Origin of the sequence: Duffyella gerundensis (assembly GCF_001517405.1) — a bacterium.
Classification (GTDB): Bacteria; Pseudomonadota; Gammaproteobacteria; order Enterobacterales; family Enterobacteriaceae; genus Duffyella; species Duffyella gerundensis.
Genome location: NZ_LN907827.1, coordinates 573,458 through 587,415 on the forward strand (window position 1 = coordinate 573,458; position 13,958 = coordinate 587,415).

The 13,958-nt window shown below is 54.0% G+C and carries 11 protein-coding genes; 5 read left to right on the top strand and 6 right to left on the bottom strand.

Annotated features, from left to right (window positions below):
• Positions 1 to 6: 6 nt before the first annotated feature.
• The 3 genes from rpoD to rpsU form a co-directional block, all read right to left on the bottom strand.
• Positions 7 to 1,848 (bottom strand): RNA polymerase sigma factor RpoD, encoded by a 1,842-nt coding sequence (rpoD, locus tag EM595_RS02625; RefSeq protein ID WP_067427599.1) that lies wholly within the window; start codon positions 1,846 to 1,848, stop codon positions 7 to 9.
• 260 nt (positions 1,849 to 2,108) lie between these two features.
• Positions 2,109 to 3,854, bottom strand: coding sequence for a DNA primase (gene dnaG, locus EM595_RS02630; RefSeq protein WP_067435095.1), 1,746 nt, complete (start codon positions 3,852 to 3,854; stop codon positions 2,109 to 2,111).
• A 124-nt stretch (positions 3,855 to 3,978) separates the two neighbouring features.
• On the bottom strand, positions 3,979 to 4,194 hold the full coding sequence (gene rpsU / locus EM595_RS02635) for a 30S ribosomal protein S21 (protein ID WP_001144069.1): 216 nt from the start codon (positions 4,192 to 4,194) through the stop codon (positions 3,979 to 3,981).
• Positions 4,195 to 4,497: 303 nt separating this feature from the next.
• Between rpsU and tsaD the strand changes: the two genes are divergently transcribed.
• Complete coding sequence (tsaD, locus tag EM595_RS02640; protein WP_067427600.1) at positions 4,498 to 5,511, top strand: tRNA (adenosine(37)-N6)-threonylcarbamoyltransferase complex transferase subunit TsaD; 1,014 nt, start codon at positions 4,498 to 4,500, stop codon at positions 5,509 to 5,511.
• Positions 5,512 to 5,533: 22 nt separating this feature from the next.
• On the opposite strand, the gene plsY is transcribed toward tsaD, so the two are convergent.
• Entirely contained in the window at positions 5,534 to 6,130 is a 597-nt protein-coding gene (gene plsY, locus EM595_RS02645) for a glycerol-3-phosphate 1-O-acyltransferase PlsY (RefSeq protein ID WP_067427602.1), read from the bottom strand.
• A 107-nt stretch (positions 6,131 to 6,237) separates the two neighbouring features.
• On the opposite strand from plsY, the gene folB reads away from it, so the two are divergent.
• Positions 6,238 to 6,597, top strand: a complete 360-nt coding sequence (folB, locus tag EM595_RS02650; RefSeq protein WP_067427604.1) for a bifunctional dihydroneopterin aldolase/7,8-dihydroneopterin epimerase — start codon at positions 6,238 to 6,240, stop codon at positions 6,595 to 6,597.
• A gap of 158 nt (positions 6,598 to 6,755) precedes the next feature.
• Positions 6,756 to 7,574 carry an undecaprenyl-diphosphate phosphatase gene (bacA, locus tag EM595_RS02655; RefSeq protein ID WP_067427606.1) on the top strand — a complete coding sequence of 273 codons (819 nt, stop codon included), beginning with the start codon at positions 6,756 to 6,758 and terminating at the stop codon, positions 7,572 to 7,574.
• 15 nt (positions 7,575 to 7,589) lie between these two features.
• On the opposite strand, the gene EM595_RS02660 is transcribed toward bacA, so the two are convergent.
• Both EM595_RS02660 and EM595_RS02665 read right to left on the bottom strand, forming a co-directional pair.
• Positions 7,590 to 8,822 carry a multifunctional CCA addition/repair protein gene (locus tag EM595_RS02660; protein ID WP_067427608.1) on the bottom strand — a complete coding sequence of 411 codons (1,233 nt, stop codon included), beginning with the start codon at positions 8,820 to 8,822 and terminating at the stop codon, positions 7,590 to 7,592.
• Between the two features lie 114 nt (positions 8,823 to 8,936).
• Positions 8,937 to 9,557, bottom strand: coding sequence for a TIGR04211 family SH3 domain-containing protein (locus EM595_RS02665; RefSeq protein ID WP_067427610.1), 621 nt, complete (start codon positions 9,555 to 9,557; stop codon positions 8,937 to 8,939).
• Positions 9,558 to 9,763: 206 nt separating this feature from the next.
• Between EM595_RS02665 and EM595_RS02670 the strand changes: the two genes are divergently transcribed.
• Both EM595_RS02670 and glnE read left to right on the top strand, forming a co-directional pair.
• A complete protein-coding gene (locus EM595_RS02670) occupies positions 9,764 to 11,068 on the top strand; it encodes a CYTH domain-containing protein (protein WP_067427612.1) in 1,305 nt (434 codons plus the stop codon).
• Between the two features lie 31 nt (positions 11,069 to 11,099).
• On the top strand, positions 11,100 to 13,937 hold the full coding sequence (gene glnE / locus EM595_RS02675) for a bifunctional [glutamate--ammonia ligase]-adenylyl-L-tyrosine phosphorylase/[glutamate--ammonia-ligase] adenylyltransferase (protein ID WP_067427615.1): 2,838 nt from the start codon (positions 11,100 to 11,102) through the stop codon (positions 13,935 to 13,937).
• The last annotated feature ends 21 nt before the right edge of the window (positions 13,938 to 13,958 follow it).

Here is a 13,958-nt window from a genome sequence, read left to right on the forward strand (position 1 = left end):
GGCCGATTAATCATCAAGGAAGCTACGCAGCACTTCGGAGCGGCTTGGATGGCGCAGCTTACGCAGCGCTTTTGCTTCGATCTGACGGATACGCTCACGCGTTACGTCAAACTGCTTGCCCACTTCTTCCAGCGTATGGTCGGTGTTCATATCGATACCGAAGCGCATACGCAGCACTTTTGCTTCGCGAGCGGTAAGGCCAGCGAGCACATCGTGGGTAGCGGAGCGCAGGCTCTCTGACGTTGCAGAATCCAATGGCAGTTCCAGCGTGGTATCTTCGATAAAATCACCCAGATGTGAATCTTCATCATCACCAATCGGCGTCTCCATAGAGATCGGCTCTTTAGCGATTTTCAGCACCTTACGGATCTTATCTTCCGGCATCAGCATACGTTCAGCCAGCTCTTCCGGCGTCGGCTCGCGGCCCATCTCCTGCAACATCTGGCGCGAAATACGGTTGAGTTTGTTAATTGTCTCAATCATATGTACCGGAATACGGATGGTACGCGCCTGGTCAGCGATAGAGCGGGTAATCGCCTGACGGATCCACCAGGTTGCATAGGTCGAGAACTTGTAACCACGGCGGTATTCAAACTTATCTACCGCTTTCATCAGGCCGATGTTGCCTTCCTGAATCAGATCAAGGAACTGCAAGCCACGGTTGGTGTATTTCTTAGCAATCGAAATAACCAGACGCAAGTTCGCTTCAACCATCTCTTTCTTCGCGCGGCGGGCTTTCGCTTCGCCAATCGACATGCGACGGTTGATATCCTTAACCTGCTCGATGGTCAGCCCGGTCTCTTCTTCAATCTGCAGCAGTTTTTGCAGGCTGCGCTGTACGTCGTCTGCCACTTCAAGCAGTTTTTCTGACCATGGCTTGTTCATCGCCAGAGCAGCTTTGAACCAGGTCTCGCTGGTTTCATTGCCGGTAAACAGCGTAATGAAGTTTTTCTTTGGCATTTTGCACTGCTCAACGCAGAGCTTGAGAATGATACGCTCCTGGGTACGCACGCGATCCATCATGGTACGCATGCTGTTAACCAGGTAATCAAACTGCTTTGGAACCAGACGGAACTGCTTGAACACGTCAGATAAGTTCTGGATCTCAGCGACGGCATCAGCATGGCTGCGGCCTTTTGCTTTGATCACTTTACGCGTTACTTCGTACTGCGTACGCAGGTCGACGAATTTCTCACGAGCCAGCTCAGGATCGATGCTGTTATCATCATCAGAGCTGTCGTCATCTTCTTCATCTTCCTCTTCGTTTTCGTTACGTTCTGCTTCAGAAAGCTCAGAACCAACGTGCGTCGCGGTAGGGGCAATATCTTCTTCTGCATTCGGATCGACGAAACCGGTGATCAGATCGGAAAGGCGAGATTCGCCTGCTTCCACACGATCGTACTGCTCCAGCAGGTAGGTAATCGCTTCAGGATATTCAGCAACAGAACATTGAACCTGGTTAATACCGTCTTCAATACGCTTGGCGATGTCGATTTCGCCCTCACGTGTTAACAGTTCAACGGTACCCATTTCACGCATGTACATGCGCACCGGATCGGTTGTACGACCAATCTCAGATTCAACGCTGGATAAAACCTGGGCTGCAGCTTCCGCGGCATCTTCGTCAGTATCGGAGCTATTTTCATTTAGCATCAGATCGTCGGCATCCGGTGCTTCTTCAACCACCTGAATGCCCATGTCGTTAATCATCTGGATGATGTCTTCGATCTGATCGGAGTCGACGATATCTTCCGGCAGATGGTCATTGACCTCAGCATAGGTCAGATAGCCTTGCTCCTTACCACGGGTGACAAGTAGCTTAAGCTGTGACTGCGGGTTTTGCTCCATAAGACGGTATCCACACTTCTGTTAATTTGATTGGTGTCGGGTCAGCTAGGTCAGCCGACAATAACAGTTGAAAGCTTTTTGCTTATTGCCGCTGCTTTCGTTGCGGCTGCAGGGCCACGCCCTTTTTTAAATCGGCACTTAAGCCGCTTGGTGTTCGGTATTTGAGGCGATGTTACTTGCCATTTTCATGCCAGCGGCGGTGATAGCGATGCCGCACAGATTTCTACTGCTAGCTGTGTTAATTACAACTACTGGCAATACTACTTCTTAGCGAGTGCCTGATTGAGAGACCATAATTCGCGACGCTCTTCGGCATTCAGGCCGTGCGTGCGGTCTCGTGCAATCAGCTCTTCCTGACGCTGTTCCAGGGCGGAATCATACATTTTGGCGAGAGAATCCTGAAATACAGCCTCAGCTTCTTCATCCACTATCATATGGTTCCACGTGGCCAGAGTTTCAAGCGTCTGGCTAAAATTTGTTCCGCGATACAGCTCCAGCAGCTGGCCGGTAGTCAATCCCGGATGCGCGTTACAGGTATCCACTAATTCAATAAAAAGTGGTAAACCCGGCATGGTTGACTGCGCCAGACCTTGTAACGATGGCACAACTGCCGCGAGGCTCGGGTTTTGCACCAGCAATCCCACCAGAATGCGCATGGTGGTCAGCTTAAACTGCGGTGCGGGCTTCTGCACCGCGCCTTCTGCCAGTTTTGGCATCAGCTTATCGAGCTGGCTGTCGTCGAGAATACCCAGTTTCTTACCCAGTTCCTGACGCAAATAAATACGCAGCGTTTCGCCAGGGATCTGATTAAGCAGCGGCAACGCCAGCGTGCTTAAACGTGCCCGACCATCGCGGGAACTGAGATCGACCTGCGGCAACAGCGAGTCAAACAGAAACGTGGAAAGGGGCATCGCATGCTCCATTCTCGCTTCAAACGCCGCTTTGCCTTCCTTACGAATCAGCGTATCGGGATCTTCACCGTCAGGCAGAAACATAAAGCGTAGCTGACGACCGTCATTCATGTAAGGTAATGCGGTCTCTAATGCTCGCCAGGCAGCTTCGCGACCGGCGCGATCGCCGTCATAACAGCAAATAACCTGGTTCGTGGCGCGAAAAAGTAGCTGGATGTGGTCGGCGGTGGTCGAGGTACCCAACGACGCTACGGCGTAATCAACGCCAAACTGCGCCAGCGCCACCACATCCATATAACCTTCCACAACCAACAGTTTTGCAGGTTCTGGATGGTTCTTTTGCGCTTCGTACATGCCGTAAAGCTGACGGCCTTTATGGAAAATATCGGTTTCAGGTGAGTTTAAATATTTGGGAACGGCGTCACCTAAAACACGACCACCAAACCCAATAACTCTGCCGCGTTTATCACGAATCGGGAACATCACGCGTTCACGGAAGCGATCGTAACTGCGGCCCTGATCATTGGTAACTAACATGCCCGCATCGATAAGCGACTGACGATCTTCTTTATTCCGTGCAAATTGCTTGAGCGCGTTATCCCAACCGGGCGGGGCAAAGCCAATGGCAAAATGCTTGATGACTTCATCGCTGAGGCCACGCTGCGCGAGATACTCGCGTGCCGGAACCGCGGCGCTTTCAGTTAATGCGCGCTGATAGAAAGTGCTTAATCCTTCCATCAACTGATAGAGACTTTGACGCTGATGACGTTCCAGCTGAGTTGGGCCATTTCCCGCTTCGTACGGCACTTCCAGCCCATACAGCGTGGCTAACTCTTCGATGCTTTCCACAAACTCAAGACGATCGAAATTCATCAGAAAATCGATAGCATTGCCATGGGCACCGCAGCCGAAACAGTGGTAGAACTGCTTTTCACCGTTAACGGTAAAAGAGGGCGTTTTTTCGTTATGGAATGGACAACACGCGTTGTAATTTTTACCCTGCTTTTTTAGCTTCACGCGGGCATCGATCAGATCGACGATATCAGCGCGCGCCAGCAAGTCATTGATAAAAATGCGTGGAATTCGTCCTGCCATAAGCCCCAAATATTTAGCTCTTAAACGACAACAAGCCGCGCTTCCTTTCGGAAAGCACGGCCTCTAACTTGACTCTGTCTGCGTGAATAACGCGATGGAGGCTGAGACGCCTCCGATACGACTTTTAGTACAGACGAGTGCGGCGTGCGTTTTCGCGAGCCAGTTTCTTGGCATGACGCTTAACAGCAGACGCTTTAGCGCGCTTGCGTTCAGTCGTTGGTTTTTCATAAAACTCACGACGACGAACTTCAGCCAGAACGCCTGCTTTCTCGCAGGAACGCTTGAAGCGACGCAGTGCTACGTCGAACGGCTCGTTTTCACGTACTTTAATTACCGGCATGTAACTCTTACCCTCGATAAATTCGGTTTTGCGGCTGACGTTTTCAGCCAGCTGATTTCAAAATGGTGCGGAATTTTACTCCAACACAGGCTGCGTTGTAAAGCGCCATGAACAATAAGAAACCAACAGCGGCGGCTGCACGATGGCAACCCTTGATATGGCGGAGGATCATACAGTAAAACGTGAACGATTTCCGTGTGGTTTTTGCATCGCTGCGGCTTTTTTCAGGTGCGCGGCGGAAATCTTGATCGGGGCGCTAAGCGGCCTGTGCTACACTGCGCGCCGCAAGAGTGAGGTGAAATCATGCGTATTTTAGGTATAGAAACATCCTGCGATGAAACCGGCATCGCAATTTACGATGATGCTGCGGGACTGCTCGCAAATCAACTTTATAGTCAGGTAAAACTGCATGCCGATTATGGCGGCGTAGTGCCTGAACTCGCCTCGCGGGATCACGTGCGCAAAACCGTGCCGCTGATTCAGGCCGCAATGAAAGAGGCACATTGCCAGCCACAGGATATCGATGCGGTGGCCTATACCGCCGGGCCTGGATTGGTCGGCGCGCTGTTGGTCGGCGCTACTGTTGGACGTGCGCTGGCGTTTGCCTGGCAGGTGCCAGCGGTGCCTGTGCATCATATGGAAGGGCATTTACTGGCGCCAATGCTGGAAGATAACCCGCCTGATTTCCCGTTTGTGGCGCTGTTGGTTTCTGGCGGCCATACGCAGCTGATTAGCGTCACCGGCATTGGCGAATACAGCCTGCTGGGTGAATCGATTGATGATGCCGCCGGTGAAGCCTTTGATAAAACGGCCAAGTTGTTAGGGCTCGATTATCCGGGCGGCCCGCTGCTGGCTAAAATGGCGCAGCAGGGCACGGCGGGGCGCTTTACCTTCCCGCGTCCGATGACCGACCGTCCGGGGCTGGATTTTAGCTTTTCCGGACTGAAAACCTTTGCGGCGAACACGATTCGCGGCAATGCAGCGGATACGCAGACGCACGCCGATATCGCCCGCGCCTTTGAAGATGCGGTGGTGGATACGCTGGCGATCAAATGTAAACGTGCGCTGGAGCAAACCGGCTTTTCACGGCTGGTTATTGCGGGCGGCGTGAGCGCTAACCGCACGTTGCGCGCGCGTATGGAAGAGGTCATGCAGGCACGCGGTGGTGAAGTCTTCTATGCGCGCCCGGAATTCTGTACCGATAACGGCGCGATGATCGCGTATGCAGGTATGGTCAGATTGAAAGGGGGAACGCGCGGTGAACTGAGCGTAAGCGTTCGACCTCGCTGGCCGCTGGCAGAGCTGCCAGCAATTTGATGACAGGCGGCGTAAGCCGCCTTTATTTTGTCTTCTTCTTCCAGATCTTCCCTTCTTGCCCCCGCCACAACCGCTGAATATTGTCGTGATGCCTGAGCAAAATCAGGCACGAGAGCATGGAAACCGGAAAGGTAAACTGCGGCTTAAACCACCAGACATAAAACGGGGCGATCAGCGCACTGACGATGGCACCCAAAGAAGAGTAACCGCTCAGCAGCACGGTCAATATCCAGGTACCTGCCATCAGACCCGTTAAGTCCCAGCCAATGGGTGCGATGGCACCTAACGCTGTCGCAACGCCTTTGCCGCCACGAAAATGAAAAAACAGCGGATAGATGTGACCAAGGCAGGCCGCAATGGCGGTCAATCCCAGATAAACCGGGGTCACGCCAAGGCTCCAGGCGAGCCAGACTGGTAGCATGCCTTTCAGCACGTCAAACACCAGCACCGTAACCGCTGCCGCTTTGCCGCCCACGCGCAATACGTTGGTTGCACCAGGATTACCGGATCCATTGAGACGCGGATCGGGCAGCCCAGCCAGTTTGCATACCAGGATCGCACTGGAGATGGAGCCGCAAAGATACGCGAAAATAATCATACCAAGCGCGATTGCACTCATAAAACCGTTCCGTTCAGTAGGGGTCGTTTTGTTTACAGCATCTGTGGATAATACGCATATTCTGTCGGAAGTGATATCCGGCGAGGGCAAAAACAGAGAGCCGTATCATGGATATTGTATTTATAGAACAGCTGACGGTTTACACCACCATTGGCGTTTACGAATGGGAACAGAACATCCAGCAGAAGCTGGTGTTCGATGTCGAAATGGCGTGGGATAACCGTAAAGCGGCCGCCAGCGATCGGGTTGAAGATTGCCTGAGCTATGCCGATGTGGCGGAGGCGATCGTTGCGCACGTGGCAAATGGCCGTTTTGCGCTGGTTGAGCGCGTTGCCGAAGAACTTGCCACGCTGTTACAAACGCGTTTTGCTTCACCCTGGCTGCGGCTAAAAGTCAGTAAACCCGGCGCGGTCGCGCAGGCAGCAAGCGTGGGCGTGATTATTGAGCGTGGAACGAGACGGGACTAATCTGAAATAAATCCAATGTGATTGCCATCACAATGAAACCAAATCACAGTACGGTCTGTCTTAGAGTGGTTTACAGACCGAACATGTACATTTCCTGGCGGTATCGTGCGAAACGACCGCCTTTTTAGTGAGTTGAAAACTAGGGTAGAGGACATTTGATGGCAGACATTCATCAGCTTTGGGTGGCAGCAATCCTGGGCGTTGTTGAGGGATTAACCGAGTTTCTTCCGGTCTCCTCCACCGGCCATATGATTATCGTCGGCCATCTGCTGGGCTTCGAAGGCGAAAAAGCAGAAACGTTTGAGGTGGTGATTCAGCTGGGTTCCATTCTTGCCGTGGTCGTGATGTTCTGGCGGCGCCTGTTTGGGCTCATCGGCATCCATTTTGGCCAGGTGAAGCATGAAGGCACCGGAAAAGGGCATTTAACCCTGATTCACATTCTGCTCGGCATGGTACCCGCGGTCGTCATTGGCCTGGTGTTTCACGATCAGATTAAAACGTTATTTAATCCGATCAACGTGATGTATGCGCTGGTGGTCGGTGGCGTGTTGCTGCTGGTGGCGGAATTTTTCAAGCCAAAACAGCCTAAGGCCGTTGGCATTGATGATATTACCTATCGTCAGGCGTTTATGATCGGATGCTTCCAGTGTCTGGCCCTGTGGCCGGGCTTCTCCCGTTCAGGTGCCACCATTTCTGGCGGTATGCTGATGGGCGTCAGCCGTTATGCAGCATCAGAATTTTCGTTCATTCTGGCGGTGCCAATGATGATGGGCGCGACGGTACTGGATCTCTACAAGAGCATGGGCTTCCTGACCATGGCGGATTTCCCGATGTTTGCCGTCGGCTTCATCACGGCGTTCGTGGTGGCGATGATCGCAATTAAAATCTTCCTTGAGCTGATCAAACGCATCTCTTTTGTGTCGTTCGCTATCTATCGCTTTATCGTGGCGGCCGCGGTGTATATGGTCTTCATGTAATGTTGAAGCGGCCAGTTACGCTGGCCGCTGATTTTCCCGCCAGCTTTCCAGCGCCGTGATACGGCGACGATACAACTCTTCTCTGACGTCCGATCCGGTAAATCCTGCTTCAACCACCTCTTTTGGCGATACCGCCTGCACCACCCCAAACGCCGTACGCAGATAATCACCTTGTGGATAGGGATTATTCTCCAGCGTTGCGCGCCCGCGGGCATCTGCTTCGCTGGTCAGGGCAATCTGCTCAACACGCTGTGGCTTGCGCCAGGCATCAATACGATCGAACAGGCCGACCAGTGTTTCACTGCTCTGGCGCTCCACCGTGTGCACGATGTCATGGAATTCGGTGACCAGCAGGGAGAGATCGCGAACATGATTCGGCACGCGCAAACGCTGGCAAAGCTGCTCAACCACCGGCACGCCTGCCAGGCCATGACCATGATGACTCGGCCATTTCTCCGGCGGCGTCAGCGCCTTGCCGACGTCATGGCAGAGCGTCGCAAAGCGGATATCGACCTCCGGTGAGAGCTGAGCAGCAATCGCCAGCGTCATCAACGTATGAACGCCAGTATCGATCTCCGGATGCCATTTTGCTGGCGCCGGCACGCCAAAGAGTTTGTCGATCTCAGGGAAAAGCACGGCCAGAGCATTGCAGTCGCGCAGCACCTGGAAAAAGACCTGAGGATTGGGCGATTGCAGCGCGCTTTCCGTCTCTTTCCACACCCGTTCAGCCGTCAGATGCGCCAGTTCGCCGCTGGCTGCCATGTGCTGCATCAGCGCCATGGTTTCATCGGCAATACGGAAGTTAAGATGCGCAAAGCGTGCGGCAAAGCGTGCCACGCGCAGCACTCGCAACGGATCTTCATTAAAGGCGACAGAAACATGGCGCAGCAAGCGCTGCTGAATGTCGTGGCGACCATTAAACGGATCGATGATATTGCCGTCGCTATCCTGCGCAATGGCATTAATGGTCAGATCGCGGCGTTGTAAATCCTGCTCAAGCGTGACGTCAGGTGCGAACCAGGTGATAAAGCCGGTATAACCCTGGCCCGATTTGCGTTCGGTACGTGCCAGTGCATATTCTTCGCGGGTTTTTGGATGCAGAAACACCGGGAAATCGCGGCCAACCTGTTGATAACCGGCTGCCAGCATCGCTTCCGGCGTCGTGCCTGTCACCACCCAGTCTCTGTCTTTAATCGGTAGATTAAGCAGGCCATCGCGGACCGCACCGCCGACCAGATATGTTTTCACAGGGCTCTCCTGATAAGTCAGATAATGCCCTCATTGTTACATAAAATCACTGACATTGCGGACACGGCAAAGCAGAACATCAGATGATGCTCTGCTTCGGACAGACGAATTAACTCAGTTCATCCAGCGGTTATTTTGCTTCCGGCGTGGAATCATATGCGGCAGCAGCAGGCCCAACAGCAGACCAACGCCCGCAACCCCGCCGCCATACATAAACCACTGCATGATGATGGTGCGCTGCTTATCATCGAGCTGCACATTGGCGGCGCTGACTTTTTTCTGCGCCACCACCAGCTCATTTTTAAGCTTCTGATTCTGCTCTTTTAAACCATTGATGGTGCCGTCGCTGCCTGCCACTTTCTTCTGCATTTCGGCGGTGCGTTGATTCCAGCTGTTATCGATATTGTTGAGCTTGTCGGTAAGATCTTTAACCTGCTGCTGCAGAATCGGTACTTGCGTACGCAGGCTGGGATCGGCGCTGAGCTGCGTCATTGGGATCCAGTTAGTGTTGCCCTGCGCATCGCGAATCTGTGCATAGTTAGTGCTGCTGTTGGTTTGCAGCAGCGTCACTTCTTCGCCCGCATTCAACTTGCCTACCAGACGATACTGATCGCCGGGACCGCTGCGAACCCAAGTTGACAGCTCATCGGAAATGTAGCGTTTTTCACTGGCATGGACGGTTACGGTAACGCTGAAGGTCAGCAAAGAGAGCGCAATAAGAGTAATTTTTTTCATTCGATTTCGTTTTTGCAAGTGATCGGAAAAATTAACGGCACAGTCTGGAGACGCTTCACAGAAATCTGAATGAGAACTATCCTGGTCTCGGGCGCGGTGCGGCACTCCTCGCGATCGCGCAAGAAAGCTGAGACAGTAAGGGCTTATCTGCATTACTCTTTCTTTCGTGAAACTTTCCGTGCCAGTGAATTAGTGAATAAAAAATTATGACCATCGAAATCGAATTAAAGTTCATCGCAACGCCGCAGGCGATTGCTCAACTGCCCGCTTTTCTTGCCGCCTGGCCGCATCAGCATGCGCCCGCGATCGCCCTGACCAACATCTATTTTGAAACGGATGATCACCAGCTGCGTCGCTGGGACATGGGATTACGTATTCGCGGCGTTGAGCAAAAGTATGAAATGACGCTGAAAGGCAAGGGCGACAGCATCGGTGGGCTGCATCAGCGTGCTGAATATAATGTCGACATCGCGTCACCTGAACTCGACATCGCCCGCCTGCCGGCAGAGATCTGGCCGCAAGGTACCGATGTCGCCGCATTACAGGCTCGTCTGCAACCGCTGTTCAGTACACATTTCCAGCGTGAACGTTGGGTAGTGACCTATGGCAACAGCGAAATTGAAGTGGCGCTCGATCAGGGCGACGTAAAAGCTGGCGAGCTGAGCGAAGCACTGCATGAAATCGAACTGGAGCTGAAACAGGGTGAGCGTAACGATCTGCTGCAGTTTGCCACAGAGTTCGTTCAGCTGGCGGGCCTGCGTCTGGGTAGCCTGAGTAAAGCGGCACGTGGCTATGCACTGGCGCAAGGCAACGCGCCGCTGCCGGTAAAACCGGTGCCGCTGTTGCAGCTTGCGCCAAAAGCTACGGTAGAGCAGGCCATGGTGGCAATATTCCAGCTGGGACTGAAGCAATGGCAATATCACGAGGAAGTCTGGTTACGCGGTAATGCGGATGCGCAGCATGCGGTGGTGGAAGCACTGGAGATTGTGCGTCAGGGCTTTTCGCTGTTCAGCGCGTTGATTTCACGTAAAGCGAGCAGTGAACTGCGTCAGAGCTTGACCGAACTGGAAGAGGCGCTGGCGGGCGAGCAGGTCGATGCACAGGAGATCTGCTTTACGCCACTGTGGGTACAAACACAGCTGGCGTTAACGCGCTGGCTGGTGACGCAGCGCTGGCAGGCGTTTACCGATCAAAAAGCGCAGACCAAGCTCAATGGTTCATTTAAGCGCTTTGCCGATATTATGTTGGGCCGTATAGCAGCGAACATGAAAGAGACCATCAGCCATGTCCGTCAGCCCAATGAGTATCACGATAAAGCACCTCGTCTGGCACGCCATCTCATCGCTGTTACGCTGCTGGCTGGCGCGTATCCGTCGACCGTGGCTGCATGGCAGGATAACTGGCGACAGCTGCTGTTGGCGATTGATGAGCATCAATACAATACGCTGGCCTGGCTAAGCAATCAGGCGCTCAAGCAGCCTGCTTTCTGGCTAAACGGCTCGGCACAGTAACGTTATCTGAAGTTCTGTTCAGGGAGGGATCATGACTATTCCTTTGCCACCGTTGCTGCAGGAGCAGTGGCGTAAAGCAGCCGAGCGTCTGGCGTTAGAGCCGGACAGCCTCAGCGATCGGCAAAAAGCGGTGTTTGCTGGCAGCGATTTTGTGGTGGACAACCTTGCTCACTATCCACAATGGGCGCAGGCGCTGGACGATCAGCCGCCGCAGCCCGCTGAGTGGCAGCATTATGCGGCATGGCTGGCACAACGGTTGGACCCTGTTCAGGATGAGAACGGCCTGATGCGCGAGCTGCGGCTGTTTCGCCGTGAAATGCTGGTGCGCATCGCCTGGATGCAGACGCTGTCGCTGTGCAGCACGGTAGACAGTTTGCAGCAGCTTAGCGCGCTGGCGGAAACGGTGATTGTTGCCGCTCGCGACTGGCTTTGGCAAGCCTGCTGCGCCGACCTGGGGACGCCCTGCAATGCAGAAGGCGAGCCGCAGCCGCTGTTGATTCTGGGCATGGGCAAGCTGGGCGGGGGTGAACTCAACTTTTCATCAGATATCGATTTAATTTTTACCTGGCCGGAAAATGGCAGCACGCGCGGCGGCAGGCGTGAACTTGATAACGCCCAGTTTTTCACCCGTCTTGGCCAGCGGCTAATCAAGGTGCTGGATCAGCCGACCATCGATGGCTTTGTCTATCGGGTCGACATGCGTTTGCGACCCTTTGGCGACAGCGGACCGCTGGTGCTGAGCTTTGCCGCGCTGGAAGATTATTATCAGGAGCAGGGACGCGACTGGGAACGCTACGCGATGGTTAAAGCCCGCTTAATGGGCGGTGGCGACGATCGCTGGAGCGAAGAGCTGCGCCAGATGCTGCGGCCTTTTGTATTCCGTCGTTATATCGATTTCAGCGTGATTCAGTCGCTGCGTAACATGAAAGCGATGATTGCCCGTGAGGTGCGGCGACGTGGCTTAACCGACAACATTAAGCTGGGCGCCGGCGGTATTCGCGAAACGGAATTTATCGTTCAGGTTTTCCAGCTGATTCGCGGCGGACGCGAACTTAGCCTGCAACAGCGCGCCTTGCTGCCGTGCCTGCAGGCGATTGAAACGCTAAATTTATTGTCCGGCGATCAGGTCACCGCGCTGCGCGAAGCCTACCTTTTTTTGCGCCGCCTCGAAAACGTTCTGCAAAGCATCAACGATGAACAGACACAAACATTGCCAGCCGATGCGCTAAACCAGGCGCGTCTGGCATGGGCAATGTCATGCGCCGACTGGACTGAACTACAACGGCAACTGAACCATCATATGGCCTGCGTGCGCGCCATCTTTGATGAACTGATTGGTGATGACACCCCAGAAATCGCCGACGGCAAAGCGCTGGATGAATACGTTGCCCTGTGGCAGGAGCCGCTGGAGGCCGACGATGTGCTTGCGCTGACGCCACAGTTAATGCCAGACGCTCGGTATCGTCTGCTGCAAACCATCAACGATTTCCGCCAGGATGTAAATAAGCGCACCATTGGTCCACGTGGACGTCAGTCTTTGGATCAGCTGGTGCCACGGCTGCTCAGTGAGATTTGCGTACGCGACGATGCGGCGGTTGCCTTGCAACGCATCACACCGCTGCTGTTGGGCATCGTCACACGTACCACTTATCTTGAATTACTAACCGAATACCACGGCGCGCTGAAGCACCTTATTCGGCTCTGCGCCGCATCGCCGATGGTTGCCAGCCAGCTGGCGCGTTATCCGCTGCTGCTGGACGAACTGCTCGATCCTGCCACGCTCTATCAACCCACCGCCACTGACGCTTATCGCGACGAGCTACGGCAATATTTGCTGCGCATCCCCACTGACGATGAAGAGCAACAGCTGGAAGCGCTACGGCAGTTTAAACAGGCACAGTTGCTGCGCATTGCGGCGGCTGATATTGCTGGCACCTTGCCGGTCATGAAAGTCAGCGATCATCTCACCTGGCTGGCGGAAGCGATCATTGAATCGGTGGTTCAGCAGGCGTGGAGCATGATGATTCAGCGCTACGGTCGTCCTTCGCATCTTAACGATGATGCGGAACGCGGCTTTGCGGTAATCGGCTACGGCAAACTCGGCGGCTGGGAATTAGGCTACAGCTCCGATCTTGACCTGGTGTTTCTGCATGAGTGCCCAGCTGATGCGGTAACCATCGGCGAACGCAGCATTGATGCTCGTCAGTTCTATCTGCGCCTGACCCAGCGCATCATGCACCTCTTTAGCACGCGTACCTCATCGGGCATTCTGTACGAAGTTGATGCCCGCCTACGGCCATCGGGTGCGGCTGGCCTGCTGGTCAGTACCTTCAGCGCTTTTGATGATTATCAGCGCAACGAGGCGTGGACATGGGAACATCAGGCGCTGGTACGTGCTCGCGTAGTGTATGGCGATCAGACGCTGCGCCAGCGTTTTGATGAGATTCGCCGCGATATTCTGTGCCTGAAGCGTGAAGGGGAGCAGTTGCAAACTGAGGTGCGTGAAATGCGTCAGAAAATGCGCGCGCATCTGGGCGGTAAACACAAAGGACGCTGGGATTTAAAAGCGGATGAAGGCGGCATTACCGACATTGAATTCATTACACAATATCTTGTCCTGCTGTACGCTGCCGATGAGCCCAACTTAACGCGCTGGTCCGACAATGTGCGCATTTTTGAACTGCTGGCGCAATACGGCAAAATGGACGAACAGGAAGCGCAGGCGCTAACGCACGCCTACGTGACGTTGCGTGATACTTTGCATCATCTGGCGCTGCAGGAACTGCCTGGCCATGTGGCTGCTGATGCCTGGCTGGCGCTGCGCCAGCAGGTTCAGCAAAGCTGGCAGCGCTGGTTATTACCTGCTTAACCCCATGCTCGCCGGATGAAG

Bases quoted from the DNA above. Each gene is read 5' to 3' on its own strand.
- rpoD (WP_067427599.1), bottom strand. From the start codon at position 1,848: ATGGAGCAAAACCCGCAGTCACAGCTTAAGCTACTTGTCACCCGTGGT.
- dnaG (WP_067435095.1), bottom strand. From the start codon at position 3,854: ATGGCAGGACGAATTCCACGCATTTTTATCAATGACTTGCTGGCGCGC.
- rpsU (WP_001144069.1), bottom strand. From the start codon at position 4,194: ATGCCGGTAATTAAAGTACGTGAAAACGAGCCGTTCGACGTAGCACTG.
- tsaD (WP_067427600.1), top strand. From the start codon at position 4,498: ATGCGTATTTTAGGTATAGAAACATCCTGCGATGAAACCGGCATCGCA.
- plsY (WP_067427602.1), bottom strand. From the start codon at position 6,130: ATGAGTGCAATCGCGCTTGGTATGATTATTTTCGCGTATCTTTGCGGC.
- folB (WP_067427604.1), top strand. From the start codon at position 6,238: ATGGATATTGTATTTATAGAACAGCTGACGGTTTACACCACCATTGGC.
- bacA (WP_067427606.1), top strand. From the start codon at position 6,756: ATGGCAGACATTCATCAGCTTTGGGTGGCAGCAATCCTGGGCGTTGTT.
- EM595_RS02665 (WP_067427610.1), bottom strand. From the start codon at position 9,557: ATGAAAAAAATTACTCTTATTGCGCTCTCTTTGCTGACCTTCAGCGTT.
- EM595_RS02670 (WP_067427612.1), top strand. From the start codon at position 9,764: ATGACCATCGAAATCGAATTAAAGTTCATCGCAACGCCGCAGGCGATT.
- glnE (WP_067427615.1), top strand. From the start codon at position 11,100: ATGACTATTCCTTTGCCACCGTTGCTGCAGGAGCAGTGGCGTAAAGCA.